This window comes from Diaphorobacter sp. C33 (genome assembly GCF_030503915.1).
Taxonomy (GTDB): domain Bacteria; phylum Pseudomonadota; class Gammaproteobacteria; order Burkholderiales; family Burkholderiaceae_C; genus Diaphorobacter; species Diaphorobacter nitroreducens.
The window spans coordinates 2,687,501-2,702,933 of record NZ_CP129980.1 but is presented as its reverse complement, the minus strand read 5'-3'; the positions used below and the strand labels follow the sequence as shown (position 1 = coordinate 2,702,933).

Here is a 15,433-nt window from a genome sequence, read left to right as displayed (position 1 = left end):
CTGCCCATGGACAGCCTGCACTGGTTGCGTCAGGGTGATGCGGTCACGCAGGCGTCGGCGCTGCTGCTGCTGGCCATGTCGGTCGCCAGCTGGGTGGTGATTTTCTGGAAGCTGCGCCTGATGCGGCGCGCCCATGTGGACGTGCCGCGCAGCACGGCCGCGTTCTGGCAGGCGCCGTCGCTGGCCGCGGCGGCCGAGCGGCTGCCCGCCTTTGACCGTGAAGGGCTGGTGCTGCCGCTGGTGCGTGCCGCGCAGCAGGTGGAGCAGGCCGGTGCGGCCACGCTGGCCGGGCAGGGCGGCCTGTCGCAGCGGCTCACGCGCGTGTTGCGCGATGCGCTGCATGGCGTGCTGGGCAAGCTGCAGTTCGGCCAGGTGCTGTTGGCCACCGTGGGCTCCACGGCGCCGTTCGTGGGGCTGCTGGGCACGGTGTGGGGCATCTACCATGCGCTCACGGCCATGGCCGGCGCGGGGCAGATCAGCATCGAGCGCGTCGCCGGCCCGGTGGGCGAAGCGCTCATCATGACCGCCGCCGGACTCACGGTGGCGATTCCCGCTGTGCTGGCCTACAACTGGTTCGGGCGTGTCATCGGCCGCATCGAGGCCGACCTCGAAGGCTTTGCCCGCGACCTGCGCGAGCTGGTCATCGACACCAACGCCGCCGACTAGGGCCGGTAAACGCCATGGCATTCGGCCGACTGGAGCGCACCCCGGGCCCGCAGCCCATGAGCGAGATCAACGTCACACCGCTGGTGGACGTGATGCTGGTGCTGGTGGTGATCTTCATCCTGACCGCGCCGCTGCTGGCCAGCAGCATCCGGCTGCAGCTGCCGCGCGCCGAAGGCGCGCAACCGGGCACGCCCGCGCATGCCGTGATGCTGGTGGTGGACACCGCCGGCCAGGCCTACCTGGACGATGAGCCCCTGGGCGCCGATGCGCTGGCGCAGCGCCTGCGCCAGATCGCCGCCGAGGCGCCGGACACCGAGGTGCAACTGCGCGCCGATACCGCCGTGCCCTACGGCCGCGTGGTGGAGGTGATGGGGGCTGCCCATGCGGCGGGCCTGCAGCGCATTGGTTTCGTCACGCAGCCCACCGATGGGGCCGTGCAAGGTACTCAAAAATAGGAGCTGCTCGCGCTTGATGTGCGGGTGTTTGCGGTAGAAAAGTAGCTGAAAACGCCAGCTGGCAAGCGCTGGCAGCTCTTATTTTTATGGCAACGCGGCCATGGCTGTTGGGGCGCGCTGGCGCAGTCCCGCGCGGATGTCGTTGCCCGTGGGGCTCTGGAACAGGTGCAGGCCGAACTCCGGCAGCACGGCGATCAGGTGGTCGAAGATGTCGCCCTGGATGGCTTCGTACTCCACCCAGGCGGTGGTGGCCGTGAAGCAGTACAGCTCCAGCGGCACCCCCTCGGCCGTGGGCTCCAGCGTGCGCACGATGAGCAGCATCTGCTGGTGGATGCGCGGGTGCGCGCGCACATAGGCTTCGCAGTAGGCGCGAAAGGTGCCAATGTTGGTCAGGCGGCGCTGGTTGGCGGGCTCCAGCGCCTGTGCACCCAGCTGCGCCTGCAGGGCGGCGTTGGTCTGCTGCACGTCGCGCAGCTTGCCTTCCAGGTAGGGGCGCAGGAGCGCGATGCGCGACAGGTGCTCGATCTCCGCCTCGGTGAGAAAGCGGACCGAGTTCGTGTCCAGCCGCAACGCGCGGCGGATGCGCCGCCCGCCCGAGCTGAACATGCCGCGCCAGTTCTTGAAGCTCTCGCTCATCAGCCGCCAGGTGGGGATGGTGGTGATGGTCTTGTCCCAGTTCTGCACCTTCACGGTGTGCAGCGCGATGTCCACCACGAAGCCGTCCGCGCCCACCTGGGGCATCTCGATCCAGTCGCCCACGCGCAGCATGTCGTTGGACGACAGCTGCACGCCGGCAGTGAACGAGAGGATGGTGTCCTTGAACACCAGCATCAGCACCGCCGACATGGCGCCCAGGCCGGACAGCAGGATCAGTGGCGAGCGGTCCACCAGCGCCGCCACGATGACGATGGTGCCCACCAGCGCCAGCAGCAGCTTGCCCAGCTGCACATAGCTCTTGATCGAGCGCGTGGCCGTGGGCACGCCGTCCGGGGCCTGCTCATGCTCGTGCAGCACGGCGTCCAGCAGCGCGATCAGCGTCCGCACCAGCTGCAGCACGGTGAGCGCCACGGCCACGTTGCCGATCACTGCGGCCGCCACGGGGTGCACATGGGGCACGGCGCCGATGCCTGCCTGGATGACGAGCGACGGTGCCACATGCGCCAGACGCCGCAACACCTGGTCGTGCCAGAACACCCGCGCCCAGCGCGCGCCCACGCGTTCGCGCAGGCGCGGCACGGTGTTCAGCAGCACGTATTGGGCGACGGACTGGAGGGCGAAGGCCAGCAGCACCAGGCCGCACAGGCCCAGGGCGGCCTGCAGCCAAGGATCCAGATCGGCAATCAGCGGGGGCACGGACACAGGCAAGACAACTTTCCAGAAATGCAGGAAACGGCCGGCCCAGGCGGGGCGGCCATGCAGGGGATGGGGGGATGAACGCCTAGAATTGGGCGCAGTACAGCCCATTGTGACCACTGCGCAGGTGCGCGGTTCCCCTTTTCCCAGCTTCCATGCAAGACAAATACAACCACACCGAGGTGGAGCGCGCCGCGCATGCCCACTGGAATGCCAACGACGCCTACCGCGTGACCGAGGACCAGGCCAAGCCCAAGTTCTATGCCTGCTCCATGCTGCCCTACCCCAGCGGCAAGCTGCACATGGGCCATGTGCGCAACTACACCATCAATGACATGCTCACGCGCAGCCTGCGCATGAAGGGCCACAACGTCCTCATGCCCATGGGCTGGGATGCCTTCGGCCTGCCGGCCGAGAACGCCGCCCTCAAGAACGGCGTGCCGCCCGCGCAGTGGACCTACGACAACATCGCCTACATGAAGAAGCAGATGCAGGCGATGGGGCTGGCCATCGACTGGAGCCGCGAGGTCGCCACCTGCGACCCCGACTACTACAAATGGAACCAGTGGCTGTTTTTGAAGATGCTGGACAAGGGCATCGCCTACCGCAAGACCCAGGTCGTGAACTGGGACCCGGTGGACCAGACCGTGCTGGCCAACGAGCAGGTGATCGACGGGCGCGGCTGGCGCACCGGCGCGCTGGTGGAAAAGCGCGAGATCCCCGGCTACTACCTGAAGATCACCGACTACGCGCAGGAGCTGCTGGACCATGTCCAGATCGGCAACGAGAAGGCCACGCTGACCGGCTGGCCCGACAAGGTGCGGCTGATGCAGGAGAACTGGATCGGCAAGTCGGCGGGCGTGCGCTTTGCGTTCCCGCACGACATCCGCAACGCCGCGGGCGAGCGGATCCAGGACGGCAAGCTGTACGTGTTCACCACGCGCGCCGACACCATCATGGGCGTGACGTTCTGCGCCGTCGCGCCCGAGCACCCGCTGGCCCAGCACGCCGCGGCGTCCAACGCCCCGCTGGCGGCCTTCATCGAGGAATGCAAGAAGGGCGGCACGACCGAGGCCGAGCTGGCCCTGAAGGAAAAAGAGGGCATGCCCACGGGCCTGTTCGTCACCCACCCGCTCACCGGCGAGCAGGTCGAGGTGTGGGTGGGCAACTACGTGCTCATGAGCTACGGCGACGGCGCCGTGATGGGTGTGCCCGCGCACGACGAGCGCGACTTTGCCTTCGCGCTCAAGTACCAGTTGCCCATCAAGCAAGTGGTGCTGGTGGACGGCGAGACCTTCGACTTCCACCAGTGGCAGGACTGGTACGGTGACAAGGAGCGCGGCGTCACCATCAATTCCGACAACTTCAGCGGTCTGTCGTACCAGGACGCCGTGGCCGCCGTGGCCCACGCGCTGGCCGAGAAGGGCCTGGGCGAGCTCAAGACCACCTGGCGCCTGCGCGACTGGGGCATCAGCCGCCAGCGCTACTGGGGCACGCCGATCCCCATCATCCACTGCGAGAGCTGCGGCGCCGTGCCCGTGCCCGAGAAGGACCTGCCCGTGGTGCTGCCACAGGACCTGGTGCCCGACGGCAGCGGCAACCCGCTGGCCAAGTGCGAGGCCTTCCTGAAGGTGGACTGCCCCTGCTGCGGCAAGCCCGCGCGCCGCGAGACCGACACCATGGACACCTTCGTGGACTCGTCCTGGTACTTCATGCGCTACTGCGACCCGAAGAGCCGCGACGCTATGGTGGCGGGCGGCACCGACTACTGGATGCGCGACCAGAAGGCCGCCACCGGCGGCAGCGGCATGGACCAGTACATCGGCGGCATCGAACACGCCATCCTGCACCTGCTGTATGCGCGCTTCTGGACCAAGGTGATGCGTGACCTGGGGCTGGTGAAGGTGGACGAGCCCTTCACCAAGCTGCTCACGCAAGGCATGGTGCTGAACCACATCTACAGCCGCCGCACGGCCAAGGGCGCCAAGGACTACTTCTGGCCGCACGACGTCGAGCACGTCTACGACGAGGCCGGCAAGATCGTTGGCGCCAAGCTCAAGAACCCCGCCGAGAGCGGCGACGGCCTGCTGCCCGTGGGCACGCCCATCGACTACGAGGGCGTGGGCACGATGTCCAAGTCCAAGAACAACGGCGTGGACCCGCAGCAGCTCATCGAGAAGTACGGCGCCGACACCGCGCGCCTGTACACCATGTTCACCGCGCCGCCCGAGCTGACGCTGGAGTGGAACGACGCCGCCGTGGAAGGCAGCTACCGCTTCCTGCGCCGCGTGTGGAACTTCGGCGTGAAGCTCTCCGCCATTGACAAGGACGCGGCCCTGGCCAGCGTGGCGGGCGCCGCCAGCCTGAAGGACGTGCAGTTCGGCAAGGAAGCCAAGGCGCTGCGCCTGGAGATCCACACCGTGCTCAAGCAGGTGGACTACGACTACCAGCGCATGCAGTACAACACCGTGGTCTCCGGCGCCATGAAGATGATCAACGCGCTGGAGGACTTCAAGGCCACGGACAGCGCCGGCGCCCAGGTGGCGCTGATCGAGGGCTTCGGCATCCTGCTGCGCGTGCTGTACCCGGCCACGCCGCACATCGCCCATGTGCTGTGGGACGAGCTGGGTTACGCCGGCGCCCTGGGCGACCTGCTGGACGCCGCCTGGCCCCAGGTGGCCCCCGATGCCCTGGTGCAGGACGAGCTGGAGCTGATGCTGCAGGTCAACGGCAAGCTGCGCGGCGCGATCCGCGTGGCCGCCTCGGCCGACAAGGCTGCCATCGAGCAGGCCGCCCTGGCGAGCGAGGACTTCCAGAAGTTCGCCGAGGGCAAGGCGCCCAAGAAGGTCATCATCGTGCCCGGCCGCCTGGTCAACGTCGTCGTCTGAGAGCCCTCCCGCCATGCACAAGCGCACCCTGCTCACCGCCGCGGCACTGGCGCCGCTGGCCGCCCTCACCGCCTGCGGCTTTCGCCTGCGCGGCGCGCCGCAGTTCGCCTTCCGGTCCCTGTACGTGCAGGCGCAGCCCGGCTCGCCGCTGGCACGCGAGCTGATCCGCACGCTGCAGGGGGCGGGCGGGGACCTCGTGGTGCTGACGGCGCCCGCGCAGCTGCCCCAGGCCGAGGCGATCCTGGACGTGCTGTCCGAGCAGCAGGAGCGCGTGGTGGTGGGCCTGAACGCCTCGGGCCAGGTGCGCGAGCTGCAGCTGCGCCAGCGCGTGCGCATCCGCCTGCGCGGCCAGCAAGGCCAGGAATGGATCGCCGACACCGAGCTGCTGCAACAGCGCGACATCAGCTACAACGAAACCGTCGCCCTTTCCAAGGAAGGCGAGGAGGCGATGCTGTTTCGCAACATGCGCACCGACCTCGTGCAGCAGCTGATGCGCCGCCTGGCGGCAGTGAAATCGCTGTAACGCTCCTTATTTAATAGCTGTTTGCGCTTGCTGCACGGGCGCTAGCGGCATATTTGTTACTAGAACAGGCCGCATGCAAATCGCTTTGAACCAGCTCGGTGCGCAGCTGCACAAAGGCCTGCGCCCGCTCTACACGCTGCACGGCGACGAGGCGCTGTTGCAGCAGGAGGCGCTGGACGCCATCCGCGCCGCGGCACGTGCGCAGGGCTATACCGAGCGCAGCAGCTTCACCGTGGCCGGCGCGCATTTCGACTGGAGCGGTGTGCTGGCCGCGGGCGGGTCGTTGAGCCTGTTCGCCGACAAGCAGATCGTGGAGATCCGCATCCCCTCGGGCAAGCCCGGCAAGGACGGCGCCGCCGCGCTGCAGCAGATGGCTGCCGCCGCGCCGGGCAACGACAGCACGCTCACCGTGGTGGTGCTGCCGCGCCTGGACAAGGCCACGCGCACGGGCGCGTGGTTCGCGGCACTCGAAGCGCACGGCGCCACGGTGCAGATCGACCCCGTGGAGCGCGCCCAGCTGCCCGGCTGGATCGCCCAGCGCCTGGCCGCGCAAGGCCAGCGCGTGGTCGCGGGCGAAGAGGGGCAGCGCACGCTGCAGTTCTTCGCCGACCGGGTGGAGGGCAACCTGCTGGCCGCGCACCAGGAGATCCAGAAACTCGCGCTGCTGCACCCCGAGGGGGAACTCACCTGGGCGCAGGTCGAAGCGGCCGTGCTCAACGTGGCGCGCTACGACGTGTTCAAGCTGTCCGAGGCGGTGCTTTCCGGCCAGGTGGCGCGCGTGCAGCGCATGCTGGACGGCCTGCAGGCCGAGGGCGAGGCCGAGGTGCTGGTGCACTGGGCGCTGGCCGAGGACATCCGCGCCCTCAAGCGCGTGAAAGACGCCATGAACGCCGGCAAGCCCCTGCCCATGGCCCTGCGCGAGAACCGCGTCTGGGGCGCGAAGGAGCGGTTGTTCGAGCGCCTGCTGCCCCAGGCCAGCGACGCCGCCCTGGCGCGGCTGCTGCAGTCCGCCCACACGGTGGACGGCATCGTCAAGGGCCTGAAGGCGCCCGACTGGCCACAGGACGGCTGGCAGGCGCTCTCGCGGCTGGCGCTGCAGATGTGCAAGCTGGCGCGCTGAGATTGCAAGGAAAATATGGCTCTGGCGCTTATGAGATAAGCGCTAGTAGCTATTGATTCAGGAGCTTTAGGCGACCAGCGCCGCACGCGCCTTGTCCGCCCACTGCTGCAGCTGGTCCACCAGGGCCTGGTGGCTGAAGGAGCAGCTCTCCTCGGTGAACAGCGCGCCGGCCTCCAGCCGGTCCAACAGCCCCAGCAGCACCTCGCCATAGCGCGGGGGCAGGGCGGCCAGCAGCACGGCGTGGCCGCGCGCGGCGGCGCTGAAGGCGTGGTTGCTGATGCGCTGCTCGCGCAGGGCGTGCAGGTCGGCCTGCAGGTTGTCGAGCTGGTGGGTGGCGAGTTCGGCGGTCATGGCGAGGGCACGGAGGGTGGCAAAGGCCTCAAGCGTAGCCGGAGTCCCCCGGCCAGCGTGGCGGCGGTGAACTGCGTCAGAATCACGCCCATGAACGCGCTGAACATCGCTGAATACACGCACACGCTTGGTTTGCAGGCAAAAACGGCCTCCGCCCAAATGGCGCGCGCGCCGGCAGCTATCAAAAACAAGGCATTGCTGGCCCTGGCGCGGTTGCTGCGCCAGAACGTGGACGCCCTGCAGGGGGACAACGCCCGCGACCTGGAGCGCGCCCGCGCCGCCGGCCTGGCTGAGCCCATGGTGGACCGCCTCAAGCTGACCCCCAAGGTGCTGGAGACCTGCGCCCAGGGCTGCGAGCAGCTGGCGGCCATGCCGGACATCATTGGCGAGATCCAGGGCATGAAGCAGCAGCCCAGCGGCATCCGCGTGGGACAGATGCGGGTGCCGATCGGCGTGTTCGGCATGATCTACGAGAGCCGGCCCAACGTGACCATCGAGGCCGCGAGCCTGTCCATCAAGAGCGGCAACGCCTGCATCCTGCGCGGCGGCTCCGAGGCCATCGACTCCAACAAGGCGCTGGCGCGCCTCGTGGCCCAGGCGCTGGCCGAGGCCGGCCTGCCCGAGCACGGCGTGCAACTGGTGCAGACCACCGACCGCGCCGCCGTGGGCCAGCTCATCGCCATGCCGCAATACGTGGACGTGATCATCCCGCGCGGCGGCAAGGGGCTGATCGAGCGCATCAGCGCCGAGGCCAAGGTGCCCGTGATCAAGCACCTGGACGGCAATTGCCACACTTATGTGGACGACCCCTGCGACATCGCCATGGCCGTGCAGGTGGCCGACAACGCCAAGACCCAGAAGTACAGCCCGTGCAACGCCAGCGAGGGCCTGCTGGTGGCGCGCGGCGTGGCGGCCGAGTTCCTGCCGCAGATCGGCGCCGTCTACGCCGCCAAGGGCGTGGAGATGCGCGGCTGCCCCGAGGCGCTGGCCATATTGCGCGCCGTTCCGGGCGTGCAGCTGGCCGAGGCCACCGAGGCCGACTGGAGCGAGGAGTACCTGGCCCCCATCATCAGCGTGAAGGTGGTGGCAGGCGTGGATGAGGCCATCGCGCACATCAACCGCTACGGCAGCCACCACACCGACGCGATCCTCACGCGCGACCACATGCACGCCCAGCAGTTCCTGCGCGACGTGGATTCCGCCAGCGTGATGGTCAATGCCAGCACGCGCTTTGCCGACGGCTTCGAGTACGGGCTGGGCGCCGAGATCGGCATCAGTACCGACAAGTTCCACGCGCGCGGCCCGGTAGGCATCGAGGGCCTGACGTCGCTCAAGTGGGTGGTGTTGGGTGAGGGTGAGGTGCGGACTTGATGGGGTTGCTGCTAGTTTGATAGCTGCTGGCGCCCGTCAACATTGGGATTGAGGCCAATTGCGCATGAAGATCATCATCCTGGGAGCGGGGCGCGTGGGCTACAGCGTGGCCGACAGCCTGGTGTCGGAGAAGAACGACATCACCGTCATCGACACCGACGCCGAGCGGCTGCGCGACCTGGAGGCGCGGTTTGACCTGCGCGGGGTAGTGGGCAACGGCATCGACCCCCAGGTGCTGGCCGAGGCCGGCGCGCGCGACACCGACCTGCTGATCGCCTGCGCCGCGCAGGACGAGACCAACCTGGTGTGCTGCAAGGTCGCGCAGCTGATGTTCAACATCCCCACGCGCATCGCGCGCGTGCGCTCGTCGGGCCTGGAACTGGAGCGCAACCAGGCGCTGCTGGGCAAGGAGGGCTTTGGCGTGGACCGCGTCATCTGTCCCGAGGAATCGCTCACGCGCTACATCGGCAAGCTGGTGGAATACCCCGAGGCGCTGCAGGTGCGCGAATTCGCGGGCGGGCGCGCCTGCCTGGTGTCGGTGCGCGCGCGCCCCGGCGCTCCCATGGTGGGCATGCGCATCGCCACCATGCGCGAAACCGCGCCCGACGTTGCCATGCGCATCGTGGCCATCTACCGGCGCTTTCCCGACGAGCCCGACCGCTTCCTGCCCTGCGACGGCGCCACGCGCGTGGAGCCGGGTGACGAGGTGTTCGTGCTGTCCGCGCGCGAGCAGATCCCGCAGGTGCTGGCCGCGCTGCACCGCCACCATGGGCACCCGGCGCGGCCCGTGCGCCGCATCATGATTGCAGGCGGCGGGCGCGTGGGCCTGCGGCTGGCGCGCCAGTTGGCCCAGCGGGGGGGCTTTCACATCAAGGTGGTGGAAGAAAGTGCCGAGCGCTGCGTGGCGCTGGCGGCCGAGTTGCCCTCCGACATCCTCGTGCTGCAGGGCGACGCCACCGACGAGGACCTGCTGGGCGACGAGAGCATCGAGGAGGTGGACCTCTTCCTCGCGCTCACCGACGACGACGAGGACAACATCATGGCCAGCCTGCTGGCCAAGCGCATGGGCGCGAGCCGCGTGCTGGCGCTCATCAACCGCCGCACCTATGCCGACCTGATGCATGGCACGCAGATCGATATTGCGCTGTCGCCCGCGCAGGCCATGCTGGGCGAGCTGCTGGCCTATGTGCGGCGCGGCGACGTGCAGGCCGTGCACAGCCTGCGCCGCGGCGTGGCCGAGGCGCTGGAGATCGTGGCCCGCGGCGACCGCAAGAATTCGCGCGTGGTGGGCCGCAAGGTCAGCGAGATCCACCTGCCCGCCGAGGTGCACATGGGCCTGATCGTGCGCGGTCTGCCCGAGGACGGTGGCGAGCCGCCGGCCGACGCACCGCCCCAGGTCATCATTCCGCGCAGCCACACCGTGATCGAGAGCAACGACCACGTGGTGTTCTTCCTGCCCCACAAGCGGCTGGTGCGCGAGGTGGAAAAGCAGTTCCGCGTGAGCGCCACCTTCTTCTGATCGGCAGGAGCCGCGATGTCCGACGTCCTGCCCGTCATGCGCGTACTCGGTGCCTTGCTGGCACTGTTTGCCGTGTCCATGGGGGTGCCGCTGGCGGCGTCGCTCTGGGCGCGGGAGGGCCTGTGGCAGCACTACGCCACGGCCATCGCCGTCACATCCATGGCCAGCGCGCTGCTGTGGGGCGGCCTGCGCGCGCACAAGCGCGAGCTGCTGCCGCGCCACGGCGTGATGCTGGTGTCGGTGGTGTGGGGGATCCTGCCGCTGTTCGCGGCGCTGCCGCTGCTGCTAGTGATGCACGCCATCGGCCGGCCGCTGTCGTTCACGCATGCCTACTTCGAATCGGTGTCGGGCCTCACCACCACCGGCGCCACGGTGCTGGCCGAGCTGGATCGGCTCCCCCTGTCGGTGAACATGTGGCGCACGTTCATGCAGTGGATCGGCGGCATGGGCATCCTGATTCTTGCGGTGGCGGTGCTGCCGCTGCTGGGGGTGGGCGGCAGCCAGCTCTTCAAGGCCGAGGCTGCGGGCCCGGTGAAAGACACCAAGCTCACCCCGCGCATGACCGAGACGGCCAAGGGGCTGTGGGGCGTGTACGTGGTGTTCTCGCTGGTGTGCGCGCTCGCGTTCTGGCTGGGCGGCATGACGCCGCCGGACGCGATCATGCATATGTTCGCCACCGTCAGCCTGGGCGGACTGTCGCCCCACGATGCGAGCTTTGCCTACTTCGAGTCGCCGCTGCTGGAAACCATCGCCCTGGTTTTCATGCTGTGCGCCAGCTGCAACTTCGCGCTGTACTTCATCGCGCTGCGCAAGGGCAACTGGCGGGGCTTCTGGCGCGACCCCGAGATGCGCGCCACGATCACCGCGCTGCTGGGCGGCGGGCTGTTGGTGGCGTTGCTGCTGTGGGCCAAGGGCGTGTACGACCCGCTGCAGGCGCTGCGCCACGGCATGTTCAACGTGGTGTCGGTGGCCACGACCACGGGCTTTGCCACCACCGACTACCTGGGCTGGCCGGTGTTCGCGCCGGTGTTCATGCTGCTGCTGTCGGGTGTGGCCACCAGCGCCGGGTCCACGGGCGGCGGCATCAAGATGGTGCGCATGCTGATCCTGCTGAAGCAGGCGCGCCGCGAGATGACGCGCATCGTGCACCCGCGTGCGGTGCAGCCCGTGCGCCTGGGCGACCGCGTGGTGGACAACCGCATGATCTTCTCGGTGCTGGCCTTCATGCTGGTCTACGGCGCCACAGTGATCACGCTGAGCATGGTGCTGCTGCTGACCGACCTGGACATGGTGACCGCGTTCTCGGCCGTGCTGGCCAGCGTGCACTGCATGGGGCCGGGGCTGGGAATGCTGGGGCCGGCCTCCAACTTCGCGGTGCTCACCGACTTCCAGCTGTGGGTCTGTACGCTGGCCATGCTGCTGGGACGCCTGGAGATCCTGAGCTTCATGGCCCTGCTCACGCCCGCATTCTGGCGGCGCTAGGGCGCACGGGGCCTTCCCTACAATCGTCGCCAACCTCTTTCCGTCTCCCATTTGAGGGCTCTTCATGGTTCCCCACCTCATCACCGCGCTCACCGGGCCAATCAACGAGTTGGAGCAGCGCATCCTCGACTCCATGCCAGCCATCGAGCGCTGGTTCCGTCTGGAGTGGATGGAACACACGCCGCCGTTCTACTCGTCGGTGGACATCCGCAACGCGGGGTTCAAGCTGGCGCCGGTGGACACCAACCTGTTCCCGGGCGGCTGGAACAACCTCACCAATGAAATGCTGCCGCTGGCGGTGCAGGCGGCCATGGCGGCCATCGAAAAGATCTGCCCCGAAGCGCGCAACCTCTTGATCATTCCCGAGAACCATTCGCGCAACACCTTCTACCTGGCGAACGTGGCGCAGCTGGTGCGCATCTTCAACATGGCCGGGTTGAACGTGCGCGTGGGCTCCATCAGCCCCGAGATCAAGAAGACCACCACCATCACGCTGCCCCATGGCGAGACCGTGACGCTGGAGCCGGTGATCCGCAGCAAGCGCCGCCTGGGGCTGAAGAACTTCGACCCCTGCACCATCTTGCTCAACAACGACCTGTCGGCCGGCCCGCCGGGCATTCTGGAGGAGCTGTACGAGCAGTACCTGCTGCCGCCGCTGCATGCGGGCTGGAGCGTGCGCAGGAAGAGCCGCCACTTCCAGAGCTACGAGGAGGTGGCCAAGCGCTTTGGCAAGATGCTGGGCATCGATCCCTGGCTCATCAATCCGCTGTTCAGCCGCTGCGAAGGCGTGGACTTCAACGAAGGCACGGGCATGGAGGAGCTGCGCAGCGCCGTGGACGCCACGCTGGCCAAGGTGCGTCGCAAGTACAAGGAATACGGCATCAACGAAAAGCCGTTCGTGGTCGTGAAGGCCGACAACGGCACCTACGGCATGGGCATCATGACGGTGCGCGATGCCAAGGAACTGGACGGGCTGAATCGCAAGACCAAGAACAAGATGGCCGTGATCAAGGACGGCCAGGTCGTGCATGACGTGATCGTGCAGGAGGGTGTGCTCACCCAGGAGCGCGTGCACGAAGCGGTGGCCGAGCCAGTGGTCTACATGATGGACCGCTACGTGGTCGGGGGGTTCTACCGCATGCATGCCGAACGCGGCGTGGATGAGAACCTGAACATCCCCGGCGCGAGTTTCGTGCCGCTGGCGTTCGAGCACAGTACCCATCTGCCGCAGCCCGGTGCGCGTCCGGGCGCCAGTGCCCCCAACCGCTTTTATATGTATGGGGTCATCGCCCGCTTGGCGATGCTCGCGGCCAGCTACGAGCTGGAGGCCACGGACCCCGAGGCCGAGGTGTACGACTGATGTGCCGGATGTGCCGCCCTGCAGTTGCTGCATTGCAACATAGGCGGTACCCCGTATGTGCCCGGAGCGGGGGCGGCGCACAATGGCGCTCCTTTGGCATCCCCCGTGGCCGCTGAGGCAGCAGCCCGGACCTGTTCACCGTGCAAACCTCCAAATCGTCGTTAGCAGCGCTCACCCTGGGCGCGATCGGCGTCGTCTATGGCGACATCGGCACCAGCGTGCTGTATGCGGTCAAAGAGGTCTTCGGCTCCGGCCATGTGCCTTTCACGCATGCCAACGTGTACGGCGTGCTGTCCGTGCTGTTCTGGACGCTCACCGTGATCGTCTCGCTCAAATACGTGGTGCTGGTGCTGCGCGCGGACAACCATGGCGAAGGCGGCCTCATCGCCATGCTGGCGCTGGCGTCGCAGGCGGTGAAGGACCGGCCGCGCCTGCGCGGCTGGCTGCTGGGCCTGGGCATCTTCGGCACGTCCCTGTTCTATGGCGACGGCGTGATCACGCCGGCGATCTCCGTGCTTTCGGCCATCGAGGGCCTGGAGGTGGTGTCGCCGCATTTCGGCAAGGCGGTGATTCCGCTCACGCTCGTGGTGCTGTTCGGGCTGTTCGCCGTGCAAAAGCGCGGCACGGCGGGGGTGGGCCGCTACTTCGGTCCGGTGACGCTGGTCTGGTTTTCTACGATCGCAGCCCTGGGCGTGCCGCACATCGTGGGCCATCCGGAGATCCTCGGCGCCCTGAGCCCGCACCATGCACTGGGCTTCATCCTGGGCAACCCGGGCATCAGCTTCATCATCCTGGGCGCGGTGGTGCTGTGCGTCACCGGCGCAGAGGCGCTGTACGCCGACCTGGGACATTTCGGCAAGCGCCCCATTCGCCTGGCGTGGTTCAGCGTGGCCATGCCGGCCCTCACGATCAACTACTTCGGCCAGGGCGCGCTGCTGCTGTCCGAGCCATCCGCCGTCAAGAACCCGTTTTACATGATGGCGCCCGACTGGGCGCTGGTGCCGCTGGTGGTGCTGGCCACCATGGCCACGGTGATTGCGTCGCAGGCTCTGATCACCGGCGCGTTCAGCGTGACCAAGCAGGTCATCCAGCTGGGCTACCTGCCGCGGCTGAACATCCAGCACACCAGCGTGCGCGAGACAGGCCAGATCTACTTGCCGTTCGTGAACTGGAGCCTGTTCGTCGCCATCGTGTTGGCGGTGGTCATGTTCCGCAACAGCAGCAACCTGGCGGCCGCCTATGGCATCGCGGTGACGCTGGACATGCTGATCACCACGGTGCTCACCTTCTTCGTGATCCGCTACGGCTGGGGCTATCCGCTGGCGCTGTGCGTGGCCACCACGGGCTTCTTCTTTGTCGTGGACCTGGCATTCTTCAGCTCCAACCTGCTCAAGCTGCTGCAAGGGGGCTGGTTCCCGCTGATGATCGGGGGGCTGGTGTTCACGCTCATGATGACCTGGAAGCGCGGACGCGAGTTGCTCAACGACAAGCTGCGAGAGGACTCCATAGGCCTGCAGGACTTCCTGGCCTCGGTGCAGGCCAACCCGCCCATGCGCGTGGACGGCACGGCGGTGTTCCTGAGCGCCGAGGCGGGCGTGGTGCCCAATGCACTGCTGCACAACCTCAAGCACAACAAGGTGCTGCACCGCCAGAACCTGTTCGTCACCGTGCGTTACCACGAGACCCCCTGGATCGGCCTGGACCAGCGCCTGCAGGTGGCGCCGTTGGGAGGCGACTGCTGGCAGGTCACCGTGAACTACGGTTTCAAGAATGAACTGGACCTGCCCAGCGCGCTGCGCCTGATGCACGGCCGCGGCTGCGAACTGGAAACCATGAGCACCAGCTATTTCCTCTCGCGCGACGTGGTCGTGCCTACCATCGGCAGCGGCATGGCGCCGTGGCGCGAAAAGCTGTTTGCGCAGATGCACCACAACGCCAGCGGGGTGGCGGCTTTCCTGCACCTGCCCAGCAACGCCGTCGTGGAGTTGGGCTCCAAGGTCGAGATCTGAGGGGGCTGCGGGTTTGTAAGATTTTCGCCTCCGGCGCTTAGCTGGCAAGCGCGAGCAGCTATATATTTTGATGAAGCAGGACAGTGGTTGCGCAAAGAGCAATGCCACAATCCGCCGCCATGCAGTTTTTCAAAGACCTGAGCCTGTCCGCCTTCACCGCCGGTTTCGTGGCTGTGCTGGTAGGGTTCACCAGTTCGGTCGCCATCGTGTTCCAGGCGGCGCAGGCGTTCGGGGCGACGCCCGAGCAGATCACCTCCTGGATGTGGGCGCTGGGCCTGGGCATGGGGCTGTGCTCGCTGATTCCCTCGCTCATCCTGCGCCAGCCGGTCATGGTGG

The 15,433-nt window shown here is 67.5% G+C and carries 13 protein-coding genes (1 of these 13 only partly in view); 11 read left to right on the top strand and 2 right to left on the bottom strand.

Annotated features, from left to right (window positions below; translation table 11 throughout):
* The first annotated feature begins 6 nt into the window (after nucleotides 1–6).
* Both QY917_RS12730 and QY917_RS12725 read left to right on the top strand, forming a co-directional pair.
* Nucleotides 7–666, top strand: coding sequence for a MotA/TolQ/ExbB proton channel family protein (locus QY917_RS12730; RefSeq protein ID WP_011807006.1), 660 nt, complete (start codon nucleotides 7–9; stop codon nucleotides 664–666).
* A gap of 14 nt (nucleotides 667–680) precedes the next feature.
* Nucleotides 681–1,121 carry a biopolymer transporter ExbD gene (locus QY917_RS12725; RefSeq protein WP_123675559.1) on the top strand — a complete coding sequence of 147 codons (441 nt, stop codon included), beginning with the start codon at nucleotides 681–683 and terminating at the stop codon, nucleotides 1,119–1,121.
* An 84-nt stretch (nucleotides 1,122–1,205) separates the two neighbouring features.
* Here QY917_RS12725 and QY917_RS12720 read toward each other — a convergent pair whose 3' ends face one another.
* Nucleotides 1,206–2,486 (bottom strand): mechanosensitive ion channel family protein, encoded by a 1,281-nt coding sequence (locus QY917_RS12720; RefSeq protein ID WP_123675560.1) that lies wholly within the window; start codon nucleotides 2,484–2,486, stop codon nucleotides 1,206–1,208.
* A 143-nt stretch (nucleotides 2,487–2,629) separates the two neighbouring features.
* On the opposite strand from QY917_RS12720, the gene leuS reads away from it, so the two are divergent.
* The 3 genes from leuS (at nucleotide 2,630) to holA (ending at nucleotide 7,005) form a co-directional block, all read left to right on the top strand.
* On the top strand, nucleotides 2,630–5,362 hold the full coding sequence (leuS, locus tag QY917_RS12715) for a leucine--tRNA ligase (RefSeq protein ID WP_123675561.1): 2,733 nt from the start codon (nucleotides 2,630–2,632) through the stop codon (nucleotides 5,360–5,362).
* 13 nt (nucleotides 5,363–5,375) lie between these two features.
* Entirely contained in the window at nucleotides 5,376–5,885 is a 510-nt protein-coding gene (gene lptE / locus QY917_RS12710; RefSeq protein ID WP_011807002.1) for an LPS assembly lipoprotein LptE, read from the top strand.
* A 73-nt stretch (nucleotides 5,886–5,958) separates the two neighbouring features.
* On the top strand, nucleotides 5,959–7,005 hold the full coding sequence (gene holA / locus QY917_RS12705; protein ID WP_011807001.1) for a DNA polymerase III subunit delta: 1,047 nt from the start codon (nucleotides 5,959–5,961) through the stop codon (nucleotides 7,003–7,005).
* Between the two features lie 66 nt (nucleotides 7,006–7,071).
* Here the strand turns inward: holA and QY917_RS12700 are convergent, their stop codons facing one another.
* Nucleotides 7,072–7,356, bottom strand: a complete 285-nt coding sequence (locus QY917_RS12700) for a hypothetical protein (protein ID WP_123675562.1) — start codon at nucleotides 7,354–7,356, stop codon at nucleotides 7,072–7,074.
* 90 nt (nucleotides 7,357–7,446) lie between these two features.
* Between QY917_RS12700 and QY917_RS12695 the strand changes: the two genes are divergently transcribed.
* The 6 genes from QY917_RS12695 to QY917_RS12670 all read left to right on the top strand — a co-directional run.
* The gene (locus QY917_RS12695; protein WP_088888196.1) at nucleotides 7,447–8,727 is read left to right on the top strand and encodes a glutamate-5-semialdehyde dehydrogenase; all 1,281 of its coding nucleotides are present in this window, start codon (nucleotides 7,447–7,449) and stop codon (nucleotides 8,725–8,727) included.
* Nucleotides 8,728–8,791: 64 nt separating this feature from the next.
* Nucleotides 8,792–10,246 carry a Trk system potassium transporter TrkA gene (trkA, locus tag QY917_RS12690; RefSeq protein ID WP_088888197.1) on the top strand — a complete coding sequence of 485 codons (1,455 nt, stop codon included), beginning with the start codon at nucleotides 8,792–8,794 and terminating at the stop codon, nucleotides 10,244–10,246.
* Between the two features lie 15 nt (nucleotides 10,247–10,261).
* Nucleotides 10,262–11,728 (top strand): TrkH family potassium uptake protein, encoded by a 1,467-nt coding sequence (locus QY917_RS12685; RefSeq protein ID WP_103738455.1) that lies wholly within the window; start codon nucleotides 10,262–10,264, stop codon nucleotides 11,726–11,728.
* A 64-nt stretch (nucleotides 11,729–11,792) separates the two neighbouring features.
* Entirely contained in the window at nucleotides 11,793–13,088 is a 1,296-nt protein-coding gene (gshA, locus tag QY917_RS12680; protein ID WP_011806996.1) for a glutamate--cysteine ligase, read from the top strand.
* A gap of 140 nt (nucleotides 13,089–13,228) precedes the next feature.
* Nucleotides 13,229–15,097 carry a potassium transporter Kup gene (locus QY917_RS12675; protein WP_123675563.1) on the top strand — a complete coding sequence of 623 codons (1,869 nt, stop codon included), beginning with the start codon at nucleotides 13,229–13,231 and terminating at the stop codon, nucleotides 15,095–15,097.
* A 119-nt stretch (nucleotides 15,098–15,216) separates the two neighbouring features.
* Nucleotides 15,217–15,433, top strand: the 5' portion of a protein-coding gene (locus tag QY917_RS12670; protein ID WP_123675588.1) for a benzoate/H(+) symporter BenE family transporter. Its footprint extends 977 nt past the window's final position; only the first 217 of its 1,194 coding nucleotides appear in the window; its start codon is at nucleotides 15,217–15,219; its stop codon lies off the right edge, out of view.

Excerpts from the sequence above, each read along its gene's own strand:
- QY917_RS12730 (WP_011807006.1), top strand. The coding sequence starts at position 7 with ATGGACAGCCTGCACTGGTTGCGTCAGGGTGATGCGGTCACGCAGGCG.
- QY917_RS12725 (WP_123675559.1), top strand. The coding sequence starts at position 681 with ATGGCATTCGGCCGACTGGAGCGCACCCCGGGCCCGCAGCCCATGAGC.
- leuS (WP_123675561.1), top strand. The coding sequence starts at position 2,630 with ATGCAAGACAAATACAACCACACCGAGGTGGAGCGCGCCGCGCATGCC.
- lptE (WP_011807002.1), top strand. The coding sequence starts at position 5,376 with ATGCACAAGCGCACCCTGCTCACCGCCGCGGCACTGGCGCCGCTGGCC.
- holA (WP_011807001.1), top strand. The coding sequence starts at position 5,959 with ATGCAAATCGCTTTGAACCAGCTCGGTGCGCAGCTGCACAAAGGCCTG.
- QY917_RS12700 (WP_123675562.1), bottom strand. The coding sequence starts at position 7,356 with ATGACCGCCGAACTCGCCACCCACCAGCTCGACAACCTGCAGGCCGAC.
- QY917_RS12695 (WP_088888196.1), top strand. The coding sequence starts at position 7,447 with ATGAACGCGCTGAACATCGCTGAATACACGCACACGCTTGGTTTGCAG.
- trkA (WP_088888197.1), top strand. The coding sequence starts at position 8,792 with ATGAAGATCATCATCCTGGGAGCGGGGCGCGTGGGCTACAGCGTGGCC.
- QY917_RS12685 (WP_103738455.1), top strand. The coding sequence starts at position 10,262 with ATGTCCGACGTCCTGCCCGTCATGCGCGTACTCGGTGCCTTGCTGGCA.
- gshA (WP_011806996.1), top strand. The coding sequence starts at position 11,793 with ATGGTTCCCCACCTCATCACCGCGCTCACCGGGCCAATCAACGAGTTG.